The sequence below is a fragment of the Caulobacter sp. 05T431 genome (genome assembly GCF_056665975.1).
The window spans coordinates 76,981-96,560 of sequence record NZ_JBFTKU010000014.1 but is presented as its reverse complement, the minus strand read 5'-3'; the positions used below and the strand labels follow the sequence as shown (position 1 = coordinate 96,560).

20 protein-coding genes are annotated in these 19,580 nt (G+C 68.1%); 11 read left to right on the top strand and 9 right to left on the bottom strand.

What is annotated here, in order from left to right; all coding sequences use genetic code 11:
- Positions 1 to 58: 58 nt before the first annotated feature.
- From AC1U89_RS14315 to AC1U89_RS14305, 3 genes are read right to left on the bottom strand one after another with little or no spacing between them, the layout of a single operon-like run.
- Entirely contained in the window at positions 59 to 1,534 is a 1,476-nt protein-coding gene (locus AC1U89_RS14315; protein ID WP_479900361.1) for an efflux transporter outer membrane subunit, read from the bottom strand.
- A complete protein-coding gene (locus AC1U89_RS14310; protein WP_479900360.1) occupies positions 1,518 to 3,056 on the bottom strand; it encodes a DHA2 family efflux MFS transporter permease subunit in 1,539 nt (512 codons plus the stop codon). The genes AC1U89_RS14315 and AC1U89_RS14310 overlap by 17 nt, the downstream gene beginning before the upstream one ends.
- Entirely contained in the window at positions 3,053 to 4,150 is a 1,098-nt protein-coding gene (locus tag AC1U89_RS14305) for an HlyD family secretion protein (protein WP_479900359.1), read from the bottom strand. Before AC1U89_RS14305 ends, AC1U89_RS14310 begins: the two co-directional genes overlap by 4 nt.
- A gap of 145 nt (positions 4,151 to 4,295) precedes the next feature.
- Between AC1U89_RS14305 and AC1U89_RS14300 the strand changes: the two genes are divergently transcribed.
- Both AC1U89_RS14300 and AC1U89_RS14295 read left to right on the top strand, forming a co-directional pair.
- Complete coding sequence (locus AC1U89_RS14300; RefSeq protein WP_479900358.1) at positions 4,296 to 5,264, top strand: LysR family transcriptional regulator; 969 nt, start codon at positions 4,296 to 4,298, stop codon at positions 5,262 to 5,264.
- A 495-nt stretch (positions 5,265 to 5,759) separates the two neighbouring features.
- Positions 5,760 to 6,002 carry a hypothetical protein gene (locus AC1U89_RS14295; RefSeq protein ID WP_156035885.1) on the top strand — a complete coding sequence of 81 codons (243 nt, stop codon included), beginning with the start codon at positions 5,760 to 5,762 and terminating at the stop codon, positions 6,000 to 6,002.
- A gap of 238 nt (positions 6,003 to 6,240) precedes the next feature.
- Here the strand turns inward: AC1U89_RS14295 and AC1U89_RS14290 are convergent, their stop codons facing one another.
- Positions 6,241 to 7,299, bottom strand: coding sequence for a PAS domain-containing sensor histidine kinase (locus tag AC1U89_RS14290; RefSeq protein ID WP_479900357.1), 1,059 nt, complete (start codon positions 7,297 to 7,299; stop codon positions 6,241 to 6,243).
- 24 nt (positions 7,300 to 7,323) lie between these two features.
- Positions 7,324 to 7,992 carry a response regulator gene (locus tag AC1U89_RS14285; protein ID WP_165187097.1) on the bottom strand — a complete coding sequence of 223 codons (669 nt, stop codon included), beginning with the start codon at positions 7,990 to 7,992 and terminating at the stop codon, positions 7,324 to 7,326.
- Positions 7,993 to 8,504: 512 nt separating this feature from the next.
- On the opposite strand from AC1U89_RS14285, the gene AC1U89_RS14280 reads away from it, so the two are divergent.
- Together AC1U89_RS14280 and AC1U89_RS14275 are read left to right on the top strand one after the other, a co-directional pair.
- Positions 8,505 to 9,614 carry a BamA/TamA family outer membrane protein gene (locus AC1U89_RS14280; RefSeq protein WP_479900356.1) on the top strand — a complete coding sequence of 370 codons (1,110 nt, stop codon included), beginning with the start codon at positions 8,505 to 8,507 and terminating at the stop codon, positions 9,612 to 9,614.
- 91 nt (positions 9,615 to 9,705) lie between these two features.
- Positions 9,706 to 10,131, top strand: coding sequence for an EF-hand domain-containing protein (locus tag AC1U89_RS14275; RefSeq protein ID WP_479900355.1), 426 nt, complete (start codon positions 9,706 to 9,708; stop codon positions 10,129 to 10,131).
- Positions 10,132 to 10,197: 66 nt separating this feature from the next.
- On the opposite strand, the gene AC1U89_RS14270 is transcribed toward AC1U89_RS14275, so the two are convergent.
- Together AC1U89_RS14270 and AC1U89_RS14265 are read right to left on the bottom strand one after the other, a co-directional pair.
- Positions 10,198 to 11,127, bottom strand: coding sequence for an HAD family hydrolase (locus AC1U89_RS14270; RefSeq protein WP_479900354.1), 930 nt, complete (start codon positions 11,125 to 11,127; stop codon positions 10,198 to 10,200).
- 17 nt (positions 11,128 to 11,144) lie between these two features.
- On the bottom strand, positions 11,145 to 12,119 hold the full coding sequence (locus tag AC1U89_RS14265) for a formylglycine-generating enzyme family protein (protein WP_479900353.1): 975 nt from the start codon (positions 12,117 to 12,119) through the stop codon (positions 11,145 to 11,147).
- A gap of 271 nt (positions 12,120 to 12,390) precedes the next feature.
- Here AC1U89_RS14265 and AC1U89_RS14260 point away from each other — a divergent pair, with 271 nt between their 5' ends.
- From AC1U89_RS14260 to AC1U89_RS14230, 7 genes are all read left to right on the top strand, one after another.
- Entirely contained in the window at positions 12,391 to 12,537 is a 147-nt protein-coding gene (locus AC1U89_RS14260; protein ID WP_479900352.1) for a hypothetical protein, read from the top strand.
- Complete coding sequence (locus AC1U89_RS14255; RefSeq protein ID WP_479900351.1) at positions 12,534 to 13,175, top strand: hypothetical protein; 642 nt, start codon at positions 12,534 to 12,536, stop codon at positions 13,173 to 13,175. Before AC1U89_RS14260 ends, AC1U89_RS14255 begins: the two co-directional genes overlap by 4 nt.
- Positions 13,176 to 13,201: 26 nt before the next feature.
- Complete coding sequence (locus tag AC1U89_RS14250) at positions 13,202 to 14,203, top strand: HAD family hydrolase (RefSeq protein WP_479900350.1); 1,002 nt, start codon at positions 13,202 to 13,204, stop codon at positions 14,201 to 14,203.
- A 137-nt stretch (positions 14,204 to 14,340) separates the two neighbouring features.
- Entirely contained in the window at positions 14,341 to 15,879 is a 1,539-nt protein-coding gene (locus AC1U89_RS14245) for an arylsulfatase (protein ID WP_479900349.1), read from the top strand.
- Positions 15,880 to 16,103: 224 nt separating this feature from the next.
- Complete coding sequence (locus tag AC1U89_RS14240) at positions 16,104 to 16,694, top strand: DUF4136 domain-containing protein (protein WP_479900348.1); 591 nt, start codon at positions 16,104 to 16,106, stop codon at positions 16,692 to 16,694.
- A 95-nt stretch (positions 16,695 to 16,789) separates the two neighbouring features.
- Entirely contained in the window at positions 16,790 to 17,494 is a 705-nt protein-coding gene (locus AC1U89_RS14235; protein ID WP_479900347.1) for a sigma-70 family RNA polymerase sigma factor, read from the top strand.
- A gap of 82 nt (positions 17,495 to 17,576) precedes the next feature.
- The gene (locus AC1U89_RS14230) at positions 17,577 to 18,194 is read left to right on the top strand and encodes a flavin reductase family protein (protein WP_479900346.1); all 618 of its coding nucleotides are present in this window, start codon (positions 17,577 to 17,579) and stop codon (positions 18,192 to 18,194) included.
- Between the two features lie 8 nt (positions 18,195 to 18,202).
- Here AC1U89_RS14230 and AC1U89_RS14225 read toward each other — a convergent pair whose 3' ends face one another.
- Positions 18,203 to 18,775 (bottom strand): hypothetical protein, encoded by a 573-nt coding sequence (locus AC1U89_RS14225; protein ID WP_479900345.1) that lies wholly within the window; start codon positions 18,773 to 18,775, stop codon positions 18,203 to 18,205.
- Positions 18,776 to 18,786: 11 nt separating this feature from the next.
- Positions 18,787 to 19,566, bottom strand: a complete 780-nt coding sequence (locus AC1U89_RS14220) for a DUF2092 domain-containing protein (RefSeq protein ID WP_479900344.1) — start codon at positions 19,564 to 19,566, stop codon at positions 18,787 to 18,789.
- Positions 19,567 to 19,580: the final 14 nt, after the last annotated feature.

Sequence of the window (19,580 nt, the reverse complement as noted above, 5' to 3'; positions counted from 1 at the left end):
TAGCGGGCTGGACCGCGCGCACAAGCAATTGGCCTGACCAAATATGGATTTTGGTCAGTTAGGTCGCCGCGCTCCGCCAGTCAGCGCCGGACGCCGCGAACAGGCGCACCGCGTCGGCCAGGCGTTGCCCCTGGGCGCGCACCTTCGAGGCCTGGATTTCGTGGACCCGGCGCTGGGCGTCGATCACCTCCAGCAGCGTGCCGCCGCCCTTGTCGTAGGCGACGCGGGCCAGGCGCAGGCTTTCGCCGGCCTGGGCTTCGGAGCGGCCGTAGGCGGCGATGGCGGCGTCGTCGGCGTTCAGGGCCGACAGGGCGTCGGCGACCTGGGCGAAGGCGGTCAGCACCGTCTGCTGGTAGCGAGCCGACGAGGCCACGGCCGCTTCGCGCGCCTGCTGCCGGCGGGCCTTCAGGGCGCCGCCGTTGAAGATCGGCGCGGTCAGCCCTCCGCCGACGCTCCAGGCGGTGGCGTCGTAGAAGAAGAAATCCGACGGGTTCAGCGAACCCTGGGTCAGCGACGCGGTCAGCTTGACGTTCGGATAGAGGTCGGCCGTCGCCACCCCGATATCGGCGGTGGCGGCGTGCAGATCGGCCTCGGCGGCCAGGATGTCGGGGCGCTTGCGGACCAGGGCCGAGGGCAGGGCGACCGGTACGGGCGCGGCCAGGTTCAGCTCGGCCAGGGAGAAGTCCGGCGCGGTCCAGTCGGCGGGCGCGTGGCCGACCAGCACGGCCAGGGCGTGGCGGGCGGCGGCCAGCTGTCCTTGCAGCGGCGGCAGCAGGGCGCGGTCCTGCTCCAGCTGGCTCTGGGCCGAGACCCGCGCCGTGGCGGTCGAGCCGCCCAGGATGTTGGCGCGGTGGACCAGGTCGATATTGGCCTGGTCGGCGGCGATCATCTGGTTCACCGCCTCGATCTGGGCGTTCAGGGTGGCGATGGTCAGGGCCTGCAGGGCGACATTGGCCGTCAGGGCCAGATAGGCGGCGTCGCTGCGTCGGGCCTGGGCTTCGGCCCGGGCCGCCGCGCCTTCGATGCGGCGCCTGTTCCCGCCGAACAGGTCGAGGTCGTAGCCGACGGCGCCGCCCACCGAATAGAGGTTGAAGGTCGGGTTCTCCAGCTTGACGTCGCCGAAGCTGGTGAAGCCGAAGGCCTGGAGGTTGGCGCGCTCGCGGTTCACCCCGGCCGTGGCGTCGACCTGCGGACCGGCCGCGCCGCGCGCCTGGGCCAGGGCGGATTGGGATTGCCGCAGCGTGGCGTCGGCCTCGGCCAAGGTGGGGCTGTCGGCCAGGGCCTGGCGGATCGTGGCGTCGAGGGCGGGCGAGCCGAAGGCCGTCCACCAGGGGCCGGCGACGGGCGCGGCGTCGAGACGGGCCTCGGCCGGGGCGGCCTCGCCCGGCGCGGCGTAGCCCGAGGCCCCAGCCGCGTCGGGGCGGGCGAAGTCCGGACCGACGGTCGTGCAGGCCCCGACCAGAACGGCCAGGCTGACGGAGGCGGCGAGGGCGGCGAGGCGCCCCGATCTCGAAGGCTTAGTGTTCGGCGACATGGACGGTCTCTTCCCCCGGCGTCTTCTTCTTCGGGGTTCGCATCAGGAGGATCATGGGAGCGCAGAGGATGGTGATGCCCAGCATCAGCTGGAAATCATCGATGTAGGACAGCATCGAGGCCTGCTTGGTAATCTGGCCGTTGAACCGGGCCATGCCCTCGATCGTGGCGAAGACCTGCGGCGCATAGGCCTGGAACAGCGGATTGTCGGGCCCCGCGTGCGTGATCAGCACCGCGTGGTGGGTCTCGATGCCGCTGACGAAGCGGGCCTGCATGATCGAGATGCCGGCCGCGGAGCCGATGTTGCGGATCAGGGTGAACAGGCCCGCGCCCTCGGCCCGGTGCTGCGGCTTGACCGTGGCGAAGGCGATGGTGCTGAGCGGCACGAAGATCAGGCCGGTCCCGACGCCCGAGAGGAACCCGGAGACGATGATCAGGTGGGTGTCCATGCTCAGGCTGAACTGGGTCATCATCCACAGCGACACGGCGCTGACAGACAGGCCGATCAGCAGGATCAGCTTGATGCTCATCCGCCCGATCAGCTGGCCGACGGCGAACATGGCCAGGAACGAGCCGATGCCGCGCGGCATGCTGACCAGGCCCGTGAAGGCCACCGGATAGCCCAGCAGGTTCTGCATCATCGGCGGCAGCAGGGCCAGGACGCTGTACAGCAGGATGCCGATGAAGAAGCCGAACACGCAGCAGGTGACGAAGTTGGTGTCGGCCAGCAGGGCGCGGTCGACGAACGGCTTCTTCGCCGTCGCCAGCTGCACGCCGAAGATCCACAGCGAGATGATCCCGACGATCAGATAGACCCAGATCTCGCTGGACCCGAACCAGTCCTGGCTGGGGCCGCGGTCCAGCATCATCTGGAACCCGCCGATCGCCAGGGCCAGGCTGGCGAAGCCCAGCACGTCGAACCGGCGCTTCTCGGCGCCCTTCTTCTCGGACAGGAACAGGAAGACGCCGGCGAAGGCCAGGATGCCGATCGGCAGGTTGATGAAGAACACCCAGCGCCAGTTCAGATTGTCGGTCAGCCAGCCGCCCAGGGCCGGGCCCAGGATCGGCCCTAGCACCGCCCCGGCGCCCCAGATGGCCATGGCCGAGCCGTGTTTCTCGGGCGGGTTGATGTCCAGCAGCACGGCTTGCGACAGAGGGATCAGGGCCGCGCCGAACAGGCCCTGCAGCAGGCGGAACAGCACGATCTCGACCAGGCTGCCGGCGATCCCGCACAGCATCGACGCCGCCGTGAACCCGGCGATCGACACCAGGAACACCATCTTGCGCCCGATGCGATCGGCCAAGAAGCCGGTCAGCGGGGTCATGATCGTGGCGGCGACGATGTAGGAGGTCAGCACCCAGGTGATCTGTTCGGCCGAGGCCGAGACGCTGCCCTGGATATGCGGCAGGGCGACGTTGGCGATCGTCGTGTCCAGCGAGTTCATGATCGTCGCCAGCATGACGGCGATCGTGATCGGGACCCGGTTGGCCGCGTCGCCCTTGCCGTTGCCGGCGCCGGTCATTTCGAGCCGTCGCCCTTGCCGGAACCCTGGGCCGAGCGGACGTCGACCTTGGCCTTGGCGCTCAGGCCCGCGCTGAGCTGCGGGACGTTCTCGTCGAGGGCCAGGCGCACGGGCAGGCGCTGGACGACCTTGACCCAGTTGCCGGTGGCGTTCTCGGGCGGCAGCAGGGCGAAGCTGGAGCCGGTGCCCGGACTGAAGCTGACGACGTGGGCCTTCAGCACGCGGTCGTAGGCGTCGATCTTGATCGTCGCCGGCTGGCCGATGCGCATGTGGGCCAACTGGTCTTCCTTGAAGTTGGCCTCGATCCACGGCCGGCCCGAGACCAGCCAGAACAGGGTCTGGGAGGCGGCGACGCGGTTGCCGACCTGAAGTTGCTCGACCTTGGTCACCACGCCGTCGGCGGGGGCGACGATGGTCGTGTAGGACAGGTCCAGCCGGGCGCGGTCGAGGGCGGCCTGGGCCTGCATGACCTTGGGCTGGCGATCGGTCGCGACGTCGACGCGGCCGCCGATGTCGGCCAGGGCCGAGGCGATCTGCTGGCGGACCACCGCGACCTGGCGGCGGGCTTGTTCGGCGGCGTGGGCGGCCTCGTCGGCCTGGGCCTTGGTGGCGACGCCGGCGGCGGCCAGGTCGCGCTGACGGACCGCCTCGCGCTCGGTGTAGGCGACCGTCTCCTGGGCGGCGGCCAGGTCGGCGTTGCGCTGGTCGTAGACGGCCCGCGACCCTTGCGTCTCGAAGCGCGCGGCGGCCAGGGCGGCCTCCGCCTGGGCGACCGCGACCTGGAAGTCGGACGGATCGAGACGGAACAGGACCTGGCCCTTCCTGACCGCCTGGTTCTCGCCGACCTCGATCTCGACCACCCGTCCCGCCACGCTGGGGCTGATGGCGGCGCGCGCCGCCTGGACATAGGCGTCGTCGGTGGTCTCGAACTTGCCGCCGGTCAGGACGAAGAACCCGACAACGCCGAGGATCACCACGGGAACGCCGATCATCAGCGGCCAGCGCAGTTTCTGGCCCAGGGTCCGCTCCTGGCGCTTCCGGGCCGCGTCTTCCTCGACCTCGGCGATCGCCTGATAGCCTTCCGCGTCGCTCACGCAATACTCCACGCCCAAGCGGCCGGCGCGCGCGCCAGCCGCAAATCTCTTACGGTTTAAGGGGAAGGGCCGGGGAGGGCCTTACCTTGACCAGGAGATAGGACTCCCAAGGTCATGAGCAAAATGATATTCCGTCACGGATATCATGAATGACACGCATTTCAGGACCCTAGACCTCAACCTTCTGCGGGTGTTCGACGCCTTGCTGGAGGAGGAGAGCGCCACGCGAGCTGGCTCAAAGCTGGGCCTGACCCAGTCGGCGATCAGCCACGCCCTGGGCCGCCTGCGCCTGTCGCTGGGCGACGAGCTGTTCGTGCGGGGCCCCTCCGGTCTGCAGGCGACGCCCCGCGCCGTCGAGATGGGCGGACCGGTCCGCGCGGCCCTGAAGCTGCTGGAGGCCGCCGTCACGGCTTCGCGCTTCGATCCCGCCGTCGATCAACGCACTTTCCACATCAGCGCCAGCGCCTATCTGTGCTCGGTGCTGCTGCCGGGCGTGGTCCGGCGCGTGCAGCGCCAGGCGCCCGGCGTGAAGCTGCGCATCCGCGGGATCGAAGGCCCCCTGGCCGAGGACCTCGACCACGGCCGGCTGGACATGGTKATCGGCGGCTTCGAGCATGTCGCGCCGCGCTTCCTCCACAAGCCGCTGTTCACCGAGACCGGCGTCTGGGTGATCCGCGTCGACCATCCCGTGGCCCTGGCGGCCGGCGCGAACGGGATCTCGCCGCAGGCCCTGGCGGAGGTTCCCTATCTGGTCGTCTCCGGCGGTCAGGAGAACGAGGAGATGCGGCGGGGATCGCGGCGCGAACTGGGCCTGAGGCGCATCACCAGTTGGAGCGACGACTACGCCTTGCCGTCGACGCGCGGGCTGAAGGGGCCCGTGACCGTGCCGGACGCGTCCTCGGCCCTGGTGATGGTCAGCCAGACCGACATGGCGGCTTTGCTGCCCAGACGCTTGGCCACCCTGGCCGCCGATCGCGGCGCCGTCGTCCTTGTGGAGCCCAGTCGCCACCCCGAACCGGCCCAGTTCGGCGCGGTGATCCGGGGCGGCGAGAGCGAAACCGGCCCGGTCGCCTGGCTCATGCGCCTTGCGACCGAGGCCGCCGCCGAGCTCTGAGGACCGCCGCCCGGCCGCGCGCCCCCGTGGCGCAATCCCCACAGTTTGGCGAAAACCCTAATCCCCTATCACTTAGTAGGTCGTTTTCCGGGTGTCGAAGCGGGGTTCGCCTGATTTCAGATCGCTCGGGACGCCCTGATAAGGGTGGACGGTCCTGAAGAAACATCCCACGCATTACGCTATGTGTTTGTCGCGCGGTCCCCGCGTGGCGAGGATGGCATCGCGAGCGTCGCGCGCCATTCGCTCGAGGCCGGGAGAATTTCACGACGGGTCGGCTGGCCGCTTCGCCTTTCCAGCCGCTCCGCCGCACTAATTGGCACTTGGAACGACCGAAATAACGTTTCGCCCGTTCTACTCTGATGTCGTCCTGGGATTCGCCTACGGGGAGTCGGTCGTGGCGCAGCTTGATCTCCATGGTTACCGTCGATCCATCGCCAAGACCCGACCGCGTTCCATCCGTATCCGTTGGCGCCCTGCCTCCTCAGCGACATGCCGATGACAAATCTTGAGATCCGAGTCGCCGCGCTGCAGTTCCTCAGCCTCCGCCTTTGCGCGGCGCTTTCGCTCGAGCAGCTCGAAGAAATCCGACAGTCGACCCTGGACGGGGTGAGGGCGTCGGATGTCGAGTCGATGCAGATGCAGTCGGAGTTCCTGAAGCTGCTCGACGACGCCATCGACCGCGCCCGTCAGAAGCAGGCCGCCACCACCGCGATCAAGAGCTCGGTCCACCTAGCCTGAGCGGTTCCTACGCTCATAAGGGTTTTCGCGCCTCTTCCTAGGGTTTGACCTGATGGCGCTCGCGCCGGCGCGGCGGCAATCTGGACCTGCTCGCGCGTCAAGGCGTCACCCCCGATTTCCCTTGGCAAGCTCCGGTTCGCTCATCCCCCAAGAGCGCGGCCGTGGTTGCGGGTCGAGAGCCGGCCCACATGTCCCGACGCATGTGTCGGGCCGGCTCTCCCACGCCCCCTTTGTCAGATCAGTCCTCGCCCTCGGGCAGGAGCGGCACCCAGGCTTCCAGCGCCAGGCCCGGTTCGGCGTTGCGCAGCGTCAGGTGGCCCTTGAGGAACTCGAGGCGCAGCCGCATCCCTTCGAGCCCGACGCCGGACGCGCTGTCGCGCCGGGGCGGCAGGCCGGAGCCGAAATCGCGCACCGCCAGCAGCACCATCTCGCCGGCGATCCTCAGCCGGACCAGCGCCTGCTGGCTGCCGGAATGGCTGTGGACGTTGGCCAGGGCCTCCTGCACCACACGGTACAGCGCGATCTCCGTGGCGTGGGACAGCCGCGGGAAGTCGTCCGGGATGTCGATCGTCACCGCCACGTCGGCGCGCCGCGAGAACCCGGTCGCGAACTGCCGGATCGCCGCCGCCAGCCCCAGGTGCTCCAGCGCCGGCGGATGGAGCAGGTAGGCGAAGCTGCGGATTTCGTCCAAGGCGTTGGACAGCAGCCCCGACACCTCATCGCGGACCGAGTTCGTGCCGGCCGGATCCCTGGCGTCCAGGCGCCGCAGCATCAGCTTGGCGCCGGCCAGATGCTGAGCGGTGCTGTCGTGCAGCTCGCGCGCGATGCGCCGCCGTTCGGCGTCTTCGGCGAGCAGCAGGCGCGCCGTGGCTTCCCGCAAACCCATCTCGGCCCGCCGCTGGATCGAGATGTCCTCGTGGGCCACGATCAGGAAGGGCTGCTCCGGACGCCCGACCCGCACCGCCGACAGCTTCACCCAGCGCGGCCCGGCGTCCAGCGGCATGACGTATTCGTGCCGGAAGGGGCCGTCCCCTCCCGCCAGCAACGCGCGGAGGCCGGCCGCCACCGCGTCACCGCCCGGCGTGCCCAGCCGATCGCAGAAGCCGAGATAGTTGCAGCCTATGCAGTGGTCGACGACCTTGACCTCGTTGAGGACCAGGAACTGAACCCAGGCGTCGTTGACCGCCAGGATCTCGCCGGTTCGGTCAACGACCGCGACGTTCGCCGTGAACGCGTCCAGGGCGGACTCGAAGAACGCCGGGTCGAACCCGCCGGCCATGCGCTTGCCCGTGTGCATTCAGCGGAGCCTCGGGATGGATCGCTAGGCCTCGATCAACTTGTTGCGGATCGCGTAGCGCACGATGTCCGCCAGCGAATGGGCGCCCAGCTTTCGCATGATGTTGCCGCGGTGGCTCTCGACGGTCTTGACGCTGATGTCGAGCATCGAGGCGATGACCTTGTTGCTGCGGGACTCGGCGAGCAGCTGGACGATCAGCAGTTCGCGCGTCGTCAGGGTCTCCGACCCTTCGATGACTTCGCCCAGGCCGTGCCCGCCGGGCGAGAGATAGCCGCGCAGCACGGCGTCGGTGATCCCGGGGCAGAAGTAGGGTTTGTGGTTCAGCAGCGAGGCCACGGCGGCGATGATGTTGTCGGTCGAGGCCGACTTGAGCACGAAACCCCGCGCGCCGGCGCTGAACACCTCGCGCACCAGCTGCTCGCTGTCGTGCATGGTGAAGATCAGCAGCTCGGTGTGGGTCTTCAGCTTGCGCACGTCGCGGGCGACGATGACCCCGCTGAGGTCGGGCATGCTGATGTCCAGGATCATGACGTCCGGAACCAGCTCCTTGGCCAGGCGCACGGCGTCGCGTCCGTTGGAGGCCTCTCCGCAGATGGTCCAGCCGGGTTGCGACTCCAACGCCTCGCGCAGCCCGGCCCGGACGATCGAGTGATCGTCGGCAAGCAGGATGGTTGGTGCGCTAGGCAAGGGCATCTTCGATTCCCGCTCCGCTAGTAATTCGCATTATAATTGTCTGCTTTTGGACGAAATGCTCGCTGAATTTTCCGCGAGAGGTTGCAAAACGCCCCATCCCCAACCGTTCTGGTCGCACATGGAATTGCGGTGAAAAGATTGGGGAAATAAGGGTTCGCCAACGCGATCGGCCCGATCAACGCCCTGCTGAACGCTGGGGGTTTTCCGCCGCGAACCTCGGCGAAACATCCATTCCCCCCGACAACAAGCGCCGTCCCGGTGAAGGCCGTGGCGACTCCAGTCATTTTGACAGCTCTTCCCTCTACCCGGGAAGCACGGTTGCAGCGCTCGGTCACTAGAATCTACCCGGTAAAACCCTTAGTCGCCCTCCCTAAATCCCCCGATGGTTTGGCGCTTGGGGCAATCCATCCGGCAAATACTGGGGCTTCCACAAGGGGGCCTAGGACTTCACCTGATTGTTCGGCTCTGACCAGCGCCCAAAGTTGACGGAATAGTGTTGAAGGCGGTCCGTCATGCGAAGCCTGCTCCTTTGCGGAATTCTGATCGCTTCGCCGGCTATCTCATGGGCGCAGGACATCGAGACCTCCGCCACCAGCCTGCAAACGCCGGCCGAACAGGTCGGAAGCATGAAGCCCAGCTTCGTGGTCATGCCGATCCCCATGTCGAATCCCGCCATCGGCAGCGGGCTGGGGGTGGTGGGACTGGCGCTCTACAAGCCGGGCGGCTCCGCGCGCCCATGGACCAGCGGCGTCGGCGGTCTCTACACCGACAGCAAGAGTTGGGCGGTGGCCGCCTTCCAGAAGGCCTATCTGGGCGGCGACAAGTATCGAGTCACCGCGGGGGCCGGAACCGGGGTGTTCAACGTCGACTATTTCGGTATCGGCTCGGACGCCGGTTCCGACGGGCGATCGATCGAACTGGAACAGAAGACCAGCGGCGCGATCCTCGAAGGGCTCATGCATGTGAAGCAGCACGTCCACGCGGGCTTGCGCTTCCGCTACATCAAGATGGACTCGACGTTCAAAACGACGAGCCTCCTGCCGCAGTTCGAGCTGCCCGACATCGAACTGCAGAGCACGGTCTCGCAGCTGGGCCCCGCCGTCGAATACGACACCCGCGACAGCGAGTACTACCCACGGTCCGGGACCTACGCCAGCGGCCAGTGGCTGGTGTCGTCCGACGCCCTCGGCAGCGACTTCGACTATTCGCGCCTCACCGCGGCGGTGAACGGCTATCACGACGTCAATGACAAGACCGTCGTGGCCTGGCGCGGATCGGTGTGCCGGTCCACCGACGGCGGCCCGTTCTACGATCTGTGCAACTACGGCCAGAGCAACGACCTGCGCGGCTACACCGCCGGCCAGTATCGGGACCACGCCATGTTCGCGGTCCAGGCCGAGGTCCGGCGCAAGATCTACGGGCGCTTCGGCGCGGTGGCCTTCGCCGGGGTCGGCGAAGTGGCGCCCGAGTTCGCCAAGTTCAACACCAAGGACCTGCTGCCGGCGGCCGGGATCGGCGTCCGCTTCGAGGCGTCCACTAAGTACCACCTCAACATGAGCGTCGACTACGCCGTCGGGGACGGCACGTCGGCCCTCTACTTCTATGTCGGCGAGGCCTTCTGATGGCCGGCGCGCGTCCCGACGCGACGACCCCGCCACGCCACCATCCGCTTTCCCCGGGGCCGAGGCCCCATTCCCCCTGGAGGCTTGTATGATGCGTAGACTGGTTCTCATCACCGCCGTGGCGCTGCTCTCGGCGTCCGCCGCGAACGCCCAGCAACTGCTCGCCGACGCCAACAAGGACGGCAAGGTGACGCAGAAGGAATATCAGGACAGCCGTCGCAACTTCCTGATGCGGGCCGACAAGGACAAGGACGGCAAGCTCAGCAACGCCGAATGGACCAAGGGCGCGGAGCTGGTGAAGGCGCAGGTTCGCGACGAAGGCGTCGACGGCTGGCCGAAGATCGGCAAGGCCGGGCTGTTCGGCACCCTCGACACCAACAAGGACGGCTTCGTCACCCCGGCGGAGATCGACGCCTACTACGGCCCGAGGTTCGCCACGTTCGACACCAACCACGACGGTTTCGTCACCCGGTCGGAAGCCAATGCGGCCGAAAAGGCGGCCCGCAAGGGCGGCTGATCACAGCCGGAACGGCGCATCACGGCCCGTCGACTCCCGTCGACGGGCCGTTGTTTCGTCCAGCGCCTAGAGGGTCTTGTCGCGGAACAGACGCGCCCAGTCATCCTTCATGCTGACGACCGTCCAGCCGCGCTCGATCGCCGTGCTCAGGGCCACGTCCAGTTTCCCGACATGGGTGTCCTTGTCGTAGGCGTATTCGCGCTCGGCGTCGTCGTGATGCAGCAGCATCGGCAGCCGCCGCCCCGGACCCGAGGCGGTGTATTCCAGCATCGCCAGGTCGCCGTCGGAATTGCCGAACGCCAGGATCGGCCGTCGGCCGATGTGCAGGGCGATATTGACCGGCTTCTCCGCGTATTCGTTGAACGACTGGAGCTCGGGCAGCTTGCGGATTTCGCCGCGACGGCCGTTCAGGCGGAACTCCGTCTTGCCGCTGGAGCCGATCACCCGCTCGCGCGGCACGCCGTAGGTCTGCTCGCTGAACATCCTGACGACGTCGATCCCGCCGGCGGTGACGATGAAGTTGCGGAAGTCGTTGGCCGCCAGATAGGCCAGAAGTTCGCGCATCGGCTGATAGGCGAGGGCGGGGTAGGGCCGGTCGAAACGGGGGTGCCGGGCCTCGGTCAGCCAGGTCGCCACCTCCAGCGCGAACGACTCCTCGGTGGCGTGGGCGTGCAGGTGCAGCAGGAGTTCGACCACCGCCTGCTTTCCGCACGCGGCGAGCGCCGGCATGTCCTGGTTGACGAACGCCTGGAAGACCGGCTTGGCGGCAAGCTCGGGATGCGACGCCGCCATGGTCTTGGCGCGGTCCAGGGCGAACATGCCCTGGGCGTAGAGCGGATGCTCGACCCACAGCGTGCCGTCGTTGTCGAACACGGCGATACGGTCCGCGGGCGCTACGTAGTCGCGGCCGCCGGGTCGGGTGACCCGCGCCACGAAGTCCAGGATCTTCCGCCTCGGCGAGGTGTCGGACCAACTCGGTAAAGGGACTTTGGTCATGGTCGCCTCCGAGCGGCTCAGGCGCGGGATCTGACGATGCAGCGGAACCCCACATGCGACGCCGAGGTGTCGATCGGCTGCGCGTGCCGCGCCGCCGGCCGATAGCGCTTGCAGTAACTCGGCGCGCACAGGTGCGAACCGCCTTTCAGGACCTTCCGGGGGATCGGAAGCCCCCCGGCCTCGCGACTGCCCTCCTCGGATCCGCCTCTCGGGTTCTTGGCCGCGCAGCAACGGGGCGCGCCGCCTTGCACGTCGGGCGTCGACCACCAGTCCGCCGTCCATTCCCAGGTGTTGCCGATCATGTCGTAGAGGCCATGGTCGTTGGGCGGATAGGCGCCGACCGGCGAGGTCCTGGCCCAGCCGTCGTCCAGGGTGTTCTGGTGCGGGAACACGCCTTGCCAGGTGTTGGCCATGTGCCGGCCGTCCTGCAGGAAGGTGTCGCCCCAGGCGTATTCGGCGCCGTCCAGCCCTCCGCGCGCCGCCAGCTCCCATTCCGCCTCGGTCGGGATCTCGAGCCCCGCCCACGCGGCGTAAGCCATGATGTCGACCCAGGCGACATGCACCACCGGATGGTCGCCCAGCCCCTGGAGGTCGCTCGCCGGACCGTACGGGTGGCGCCAATCGGCGCCCTGCACGAAGGCCCACCACTGCAGGTGATGTCGAAGATCGACCGCGCCGCGCGGCGGGGTGAACACCATCGAGGAGGCCACCAGCAGCGCCGGATCGGCGCCGGGATAGTCCTTCGGATCGGGCGGCAGCTCGGCGAAGGTGACATAGCCCGTGTCGTTCACGAACTGGGCGAACTGCCGGTTGGTGACCGGATGGGGGTCGATCCAGAACCCGTCGACGGCGACCCGGCGGGCCGGCCGCTCCTCCGGATAGTGATCGTCGGACCCCATGGTGAACACGCCGCCGGGAATCCAGACCATCGCTTCGCGCAGGGGCCTGCGCCAGACCTTGGGGGAGGGAGCGGTACCGTCGAGATGCGTCATCCTGCTCCCCTTCGGCCCCAGCGGCCGTCGACGTCGAAGGCGGGCGCGCAAGTCCGCATGGCCCACCCTCGCCGCGAGATTTTAAAAGTGATCATGGGCGGGGACGCTGATCGATCAGGCGATCCCCCGGGGCTCGAAGGGAAGATTCCCTACCGATCCGACCATCCGTGCTGGTTTCACCCCGAGCGCCTCGGCGCTTCGCCGGATAGCGCGGGCGCGGCAAAGGCCCTTTGCTAACGCCCCTCGAAGCCAGTCACCCCCGAGGTCGTGCATGGAGCTGCAGCTGCGGGAATGCGCCGGCTCCGCGAAGCCGGCCGCCGCGTTCCGTTCAAGGCTCCGCATCGCGGTCCGCATGGTGGAAACCCTGGTTCGGGCCGCCGTCGACCCGGCGTCGGAAGAGGCGAGGGCGCCGGCATGAGCGAACGGTTCGACCGCGCTTGGTTCGTCGAGGTCTCGGCCGCCGTGGTGATCTCGCTGGCCGCCGCCATGACCTCCTGGGTCGGCTTCCAGGCGGCACTGTGGGACGGCGAGCAGGCGTCCCATTACGCTCAGGCCGGGGCCGCGCGCGCCCAGGCCACCGCCGCGGTCACCGCGGGCGGACAGTTGCAGACGGCGGACCTGTTGATGTTCCAGGGCTGGCTCAACGCCGCCGCCCAGGACGAACCCGCCCTCCAGGCCTTCTATCGGCAGCGCTTCCGGCCCGAGTTCGCCACCGCCTTCGAGGCCTGGACCAAGACCGGTCCCCTGACGGACCCGGCCGCGCCGGCGTCTCCGTTCGTCATGCCCGAATACCGCTCGGCCCGCCTGGACCAGGCCCAGCGGCTGCAGAAGCAGGCCGACGACCTGTTCGCCCAGGGACAGAGGGACAACGACATCGGCGACCGCTTCGTGCGCGCCACCGTGCTGCTGGCCGTAGCGCTGTTCTTCGGCGGCATCGGCCAGACGTTCAAGTCGATCACGATCAAGGGCGTCCTTGTGGCGCTGGCGTTCGTGGTCTGCCTGGTCAGCGGCCTGCTGGTCGCCAACCTGCCCATCCTTCAGCTGAAGTTCTTCTAGTCAGGACCACCGGTCCGGGAGGCGTCATGTTCCTTTCCACGCGCAGAACCATCCTCGCCGGACTCGCCGCCTCGTGGGCGCTGATCGCCACGCCGAGCCCGGCGGCGCCCGCCGATCCGCTGCCCTCGTGGAACGCCGGGCCCGCCAAGACCGCGATCACCGGCTACGTCGCGCGGGTCACCCGCCAGGGCCCCGACTTCGTGCCGCCGGACGAGCGGATCGCCGTGTTCGACAACGATGGCACGCTGTGGGCCGAACAGCCGATCTATTTCCAGTTCGCCTTTGCCCTGGAGCGGATCGGCGACATGGTCGCCAAGGATCCATCGCTGCGGCAGAAGCCGGCCATCGCCGCGATCGCCGGTCGCGACCAGGCGGCGATCGCCAAGCTGAGCGAGAAGGACCTGTTCGAGGCGGTGCTCGCCACCCAGGCCGGCCTGACGACGGAAGAATACCAGGCCGTGGCCAAGGCCTGGCTGGACCAGGCCCGCCATCCCCGGTTCAAGACGCCCTACACGGCGCTGACCTACCAGCCGCAGCTGGAGCTGCTGGCCTATCTTCGCGGCGCGGGCTTCAAGACCTACATCGTCTCGGGCGGCGAGGTCCGCTTCATGCGGACCTTCGCGGAAGCGTCGTACGGCATACCGCCCGAACAGGTGATCGGCACGACGCCGACCACCAAGTTCGAACTGCGGGACGGGAAGGGGGTCCTGGTCGCCCAGCCCGCGCTGGGCAGCCTGGACGACGGCCCAGGCAAGCCCGCCAACATCGACCTGCACATCGGCCGCCAGCCGCTGGTGGCGGTCGGCAATTCCGACGGCGACCTGCAGATGCTGCAGTACTCGGCCTCCAGCACGCGTCCCAACCTGCAGATCCTGGTCCATCACGACGACGCCGTCCGCGAATACGCCTACGACCGGCAGTCGAAGATCGGCAGGCTGGACAAGGCCCTGGACGAGGCCGCCGCCCGCGGCTGGACGGTCGTCAGCATGAAGAACGACTGGAAGACGGTGTTCCCGGCCAAGCCCTGACCGCTCCATGAAATGCGGCCGCGCGACTAGGGTGAACCCCGCGCGCGGGCCGGGGGTCCCGTCGATACTCCTCGCTCGGGCGGCGTGATGAGGTTCCGCCGCTCCGTGTCATGGGGCGCGACCGCAGGATGACCATCATGCCCAAAGGAAAACCCAATATCCTCGTCATCTGGGGCGACGATATCGGCATCAGCAACCTGAGCTGCTACTCGCACGGCCTGATGGGTTATCAGACCCCGAACATCGACCGCATCGCCAAGGAAGGCATGATGTTCACCGACAGCTACGGCGAGCAGTCCTGCACCGCCGGGCGGTCGTCGTTCATCACCGGCCAGAGCGTCCTGCGGACGGGCCTGTCGAAGGTCGGCGCGCCGGCGTCGCCGATCGGCATGAACGACAAGCTGGTGACCATCGCGGCGCTGCTCAAGGAGCAGGGCTACGCCACCGGCCAGTTCGGCAAGAACCACCTGGGCGACCTGAACCACATGCTGCCCACCAACCATGGGTTCGACGAGTTCTTCGGCAACCTCTACCACCTMAACGCCGAGGAAGAGMCGGAGATGTACGACTACTATCCGGACGCCGACTTCCCGAACTTCAAGAAGAAGAACGGCCCGCGCGGCGTCATCCATTCCTGGGCCACCGACGTCGACGACCCCACTACCCACGAGCGCTGGGGCAAGGTCGGCAAGCAGAAGATCGAGGAAACCGGCCCGCTGACGAAGGAACGGATGGAGACCTGCGACGACGAGTTCGTCGAGAAGGCCACCGCCTTCATCAAAAAGCAGCAGGCGGACGACAAGCCGTTCTTCGTCTGGCTGAACACGACGCACATGCACATGTTCACGCACACGAAGAAGTCCAGCCTGGGCCAGGCCGGCCGCTGGCAGTCGCCCTATCACGACACCATGATCGACCACGACAAGAACGTCGGCCAGATGCTGGACCTGCTGGACGAGCTGGGCCTGGCCGAGGACACCATCGTGGTCTACTCGACCGACAACGGCCCCCACCGCAACAGCTGGCCGGACGGCGGCATGACGCCCTTCCGCAGTGAAAAGGACACCAACTGGGAAGGCGGCTTCCGCATTCCCGAACTGATCCGCTGGCCGGGCAAGATCAAGGCCGGCGCGATCTCCAACGAGATCGTCCAGCACCACGACTGGCTGCCGACCTTCCTGGCGGCGGCCGGCGAGCCGGACATCGTCGAGAAGGTCAAGAAGGGCGTCACCGCCTGCGGCCGGCAGTACAAGAACCACATCGACGGGGTGAACCTGCTGCCCTACCTGACCGGCGAGGTCGACAAGAGCCCGCGCAACCTGTTCGTCTACATCAGCGACGACGGCGACATCCTGGCCATCCGGTACGACAACTGGAAGGCCGTGTTCATGGAGCAGCGCCTGAAGGGCACGATGGGCATCTGGGCCGAGCCCTTCACGCCGCTGCGGCTGCCCAAGCTGTTCAACCTGCGGACCGACCCCTACGAGTTCGCCGACATCACCTCGAACAGCTACTACGAATGGTTCCTCTACCACGCCTACATCATCTACGGCGCGTGGGCGGTCGCGGATCAGTTCGCGGCGACCTTCAAGGATTTCCCGCCGGTGCAGAAGCCCAACACCTTCACCATCGGGGACGCGGTCGCCAAGCTGGCCGAGGCGCAAGGCGGCGGCTGATCGGCCTGACACCCTTAATTTTCCAAGGGCCGGCGGAGAAATCCGCCGGCCTTTCCGTTGCCGCGAAGCCACGCTCCGCTCAACTCAAGGGATTACCCCCTACGGCCAGGGTTTCACCTGATTGAGGCGGCTACGCGCCGGGCTGAAAGTTCGAACGGCGCCGCGCGAAACCCAAGACGGGACGCCGCAGTCGAGCAGGAGTCCGTACGATGTCCTCCAGGTTCTTGACCAAAGCCCTCCTCGCCGCGGCGGTCGCCGCGTGCCTGCCTCTGGCGGCCTGCGAAAGCCCTGGAGGAAAGGTCTCGGTCCTCACCGGCACGACGCCGCTGTCCGGCTCGACCTACGCCTGGGCGCCCGTCCAGACCGGAAGCGGCGACCCGCGCGTCGACAACGACATCATGCGCGAACGCATCCGCACGGCGATCGACACCAACCTGGCCGCCAAGGGCTATCGCCAGGTCGATGCGGCCCAGGCCAAGCTGCTGGTCTCCTACCATGTCGGCCTCAAGAACGGGACCGACTACTCGGCCACCAGCATGGGCGGCGGCCCCGGCATGGCCTGTGGCGTCCGCGGCTGCATCGGCGGCTACGGCTGGGGCATGTACGGCGCGCCGATGGACGTCGACGTCCGCGCCATCAACTACACCGAGGGCGCCGTGATGCTGGACCTGACCGACACCGCCAGCGGCAAGCTGGCCTGGCGCGCCATCTCGCAGAAGCGGGTCGACGAGAAGGACGCCACCCAGGACGGGCTGAACGCCATCGTCGCCGACATGATCAAGACCCTGCCGCCCGGCGCGCCGCCGGCCGGCTGACCCACGGACATCGACCTTGGCCTCATCCCCGCGATCTTCTTCCCGACGCTCGGCCCCCTGAAGCTGATCCCGCCATCTGATTTCCGGAGTTCCATATGACGGACCGCAGCCCGACCGAGAAACTGCTCGAGACCTCCGCCCGCTGGCGCGGCTCGAAGGCCGAGGTCGCCGCCGAACCCCGCAGCTTCGCGGCGCCCGCCGGTCGGCCGCCGCCGCTCGACGAGGACKACTTCAAGCGGCAGGTGGTGGAGAGCATCCCGATCCTGCGCTCGTTCGCCCGCGGCCTGTGCGGCGACATGGCCAGGGGCGACGACCTGGCCCAGGACGCTCTGCTGAAGGCCTGGCAGCACCGGGCCCAGTTCACGCCCGGCACCAACTTCAAGGGCTGGATCCTGAAGATCGCGCGGAACCACTTCTACTCGCAGCGCCGGCGCGTCTGGCGGGAGACGCCCCTGGACGTGGCGATGAGCGCCCAGATCCCGGCGGCCGGGACCGACCAGGTCCAGTCCCTGATGCTCAACGACCTTCGCAACGCCCTCAACGCCCTGAGCGACGAGCAGCGTGAAGCGACGATCCTGGTGGGAGCGGGCGGCTTCTCCCATCGGCAGGCGGCCGAGATGTGCGACGTTCCCGAAGGCACGATGAAGAGCCGGGTCTGTCGGGCGAGGGCCAAGCTGGCGGCCATGCTGGAGCGCGGGGAGGTGACCCATGACGCCGAACCCGCCTGGCTGGCGGCCCAACTGATCATGGCCGAGCTGTCGAGCCTCTCCGAGGCGCGGGTCGACCAGAACCACGTCTGAGCGGAAAACCGTCGCCGAGCAGTGACGACTGGCGGCTTGCGACGCGTCCTCCTAAGAGGGGCGTCGGCAAGACGAGGCGTCCATGACCGCGATCCATTCCTACGACCCCAAGACCGGCCATGGCCTGAAGCACGACCCGCTGAACGCCATCGTCGCGCCGCGCCCCATCGGCTGGATCTCGACGGTCAGCGCCGCCGGGGTCCGCAACCTGGCGCCGTACAGCTTCTTCAACGCCTTCAACTACCGTCCGCCGATCATCGGGTTCTCCAGCACGGGCTGGAAGGACTCGGTGCGCAACATCGAGGAGACCGGGCAGTTCGTGTGGAACCTGGCCACACGTCCCCTGGCCCAGGCGGTGAACGCCACCTCGGCGATGGTCGCCCACGAGGTCGATGAGTTCGAGCTGGCCGGCCTGACGGCGGCGCCGTCGCAGCGGGTCGTCGCGCCGCGCGTCGTCGAAAGCCCCGTGGCGTTCGAATGCCGCCTGACGCAGATGATCCGCCTGACCGACGCCGAAGGGGCTCCGGTCGACGCCTGGCTGACCCTGGGCGAGGTGGTGATGGTCCATATCGACCAGGCGCTGCTGGTCGACGGCGTCTACGACACCGTGGCCGCCGAACCGATCCTGCGAGCCGGCGGACCGGCCGACTATTTCGGGATCGACGCGGCGGGGAAATTCCAGATGTACAGGCCGACCTAGCGGCCCTGTCAGCCCGGCGCGTTGACCACCACGTACTCGACGTTCGTGCCCGAGTAGCGCGGCGCGTACCAGGTGCTGCCGCATTGCGAATAGCTGATCCCGTTGACCACCACGGTCGAGCAGCTGGGCGGAACGCTGTAGACCACCGAGCCGACGACGGCGGCCGTCACGGCGGCGGTCGCGCCGATGGCCACGCCGGTGGCGATCGGATGGTAGTCCCAACCGTCGCGGTAGCCGTGATTGTCGACGTTCACGTTGACGTTCCGGTTGATGTTGGTGTTCCGGTTGACGTTGCGATTGGCGTTGACGTTGTGATTGACGTTCGAGCTGGCGTTGGCGCGCACGTTCCGGCCTCCGCCGCCGCCACCGCCGCCGGCCGGCCTTGAGGCGCCCGCCGGACGCGCGCCCGCATGCCCCCCGCCGCCACCGCCGCGCCGCTGGCAATCGGCGGTCGAGGCCGATTTGGGCAGCAGGCTCTGCCCCGCCAGGACATCCGCGGCGAACGCGGGAACAGGCGCGACCAGGCCCTGGACGGCGACCGCGGCGGTCAGCGCGACGGCGTATTGCTGGATCTTGTTCATGGTCTCGACCCTCACTTCGTCGCGCCCGACGCCGAAAGGTCGGCGACGGTGATGCGATGGGCGTTGGCGGGCGGGTTGAAGGTGTAGGCCGCCTGGGCCGGCGCCTTGTCGTCCCAGGTCATAACGGCGGTGTATTGCGGCTGGGCCGGATCCTGGGTGGTGGTGATCACCATCTTGCAGGGGAGGGCGGGCCCGTCGCTGCGGATCCACACCTGCCAGTCGGCCGCCGCCTGGCGGAAGGCGTAGTGCTCGCAGGCCACGCCGCCAACCTTCTCGGGACCGACGTCGAAGCCCGACTGGATGCGGGCCGTCAGGGCCGGATCGACGCCCAGCTGGAACAGGTCGGCCAGCGGGACCTCGACGCCGTACTTGTCGCTGATCGTGGCCACCGTGGCGGCGATGGTCGGCGGCGCCGGCACCGAGGCGTAGTAGCCGACCTTGGGCGCGAACAGCGTGACCGACTTGCCGTCGTAGTAGATCTCGCGCTCCTTGTGGTCGAAATCCATGTGGATCTTGAAGCCGCTGGGCCGCAGGGCCTCGATCTTCAGGTCGCCGCCGTACTGTAGCTTCTGGCCGCTATCGAGCACCTGTTCGGTGGTCACGTCGGCCGTGAGGGTGAAGGCGTTCAAGGCGCGCAGGGCCTCGCCCATCTTGTTCAGGGCGGCCAGGGCGTCGGGATCGGGCTTGGTGGCCGCCGCCGCCGGCTTGGTCTGAGCCTGGGCGACCGCGCCCAGCCCCAGGGCCAGCGGCGCCGCCACCGCCCCGACCAGCAACTTTCGAAACACGCTCATGGGTCTTTGCCTCC

Coding starts and splice junctions, on each gene's coding strand:
- AC1U89_RS14290 (WP_479900357.1), bottom strand. CDS start 7,299: ATGCACACGGGCAAGCGCATGGCCGGCGGGTTCGACCCGGCGTTCTTC.
- AC1U89_RS14285 (WP_165187097.1), bottom strand. CDS start 7,992: ATGCCCTTGCCTAGCGCACCAACCATCCTGCTTGCCGACGATCACTCG.
- AC1U89_RS14310 (WP_479900360.1), bottom strand. CDS start 3,056: ATGACCGGCGCCGGCAACGGCAAGGGCGACGCGGCCAACCGGGTCCCG.
- AC1U89_RS14255 (WP_479900351.1), top strand. CDS start 12,534: ATGAGCGAACGGTTCGACCGCGCTTGGTTCGTCGAGGTCTCGGCCGCC.
- AC1U89_RS14295 (WP_156035885.1), top strand. CDS start 5,760: ATGACAAATCTTGAGATCCGAGTCGCCGCGCTGCAGTTCCTCAGCCTC.
- AC1U89_RS14230 (WP_479900346.1), top strand. CDS start 17,577: ATGACCGCGATCCATTCCTACGACCCCAAGACCGGCCATGGCCTGAAG.
- AC1U89_RS14260 (WP_479900352.1), top strand. CDS start 12,391: ATGGAGCTGCAGCTGCGGGAATGCGCCGGCTCCGCGAAGCCGGCCGCC.
- AC1U89_RS14315 (WP_479900361.1), bottom strand. CDS start 1,534: ATGTCGCCGAACACTAAGCCTTCGAGATCGGGGCGCCTCGCCGCCCTC.
- AC1U89_RS14265 (WP_479900353.1), bottom strand. CDS start 12,119: ATGACGCATCTCGACGGTACCGCTCCCTCCCCCAAGGTCTGGCGCAGG.
- AC1U89_RS14225 (WP_479900345.1), bottom strand. CDS start 18,775: ATGAACAAGATCCAGCAATACGCCGTCGCGCTGACCGCCGCGGTCGCC.
- AC1U89_RS14220 (WP_479900344.1), bottom strand. CDS start 19,566: ATGAGCGTGTTTCGAAAGTTGCTGGTCGGGGCGGTGGCGGCGCCGCTG.
- AC1U89_RS14280 (WP_479900356.1), top strand. CDS start 8,505: ATGCGAAGCCTGCTCCTTTGCGGAATTCTGATCGCTTCGCCGGCTATC.
- AC1U89_RS14250 (WP_479900350.1), top strand. CDS start 13,202: ATGTTCCTTTCCACGCGCAGAACCATCCTCGCCGGACTCGCCGCCTCG.
- AC1U89_RS14275 (WP_479900355.1), top strand. CDS start 9,706: ATGCGTAGACTGGTTCTCATCACCGCCGTGGCGCTGCTCTCGGCGTCC.
- AC1U89_RS14270 (WP_479900354.1), bottom strand. CDS start 11,127: ATGACCAAAGTCCCTTTACCGAGTTGGTCCGACACCTCGCCGAGGCGG.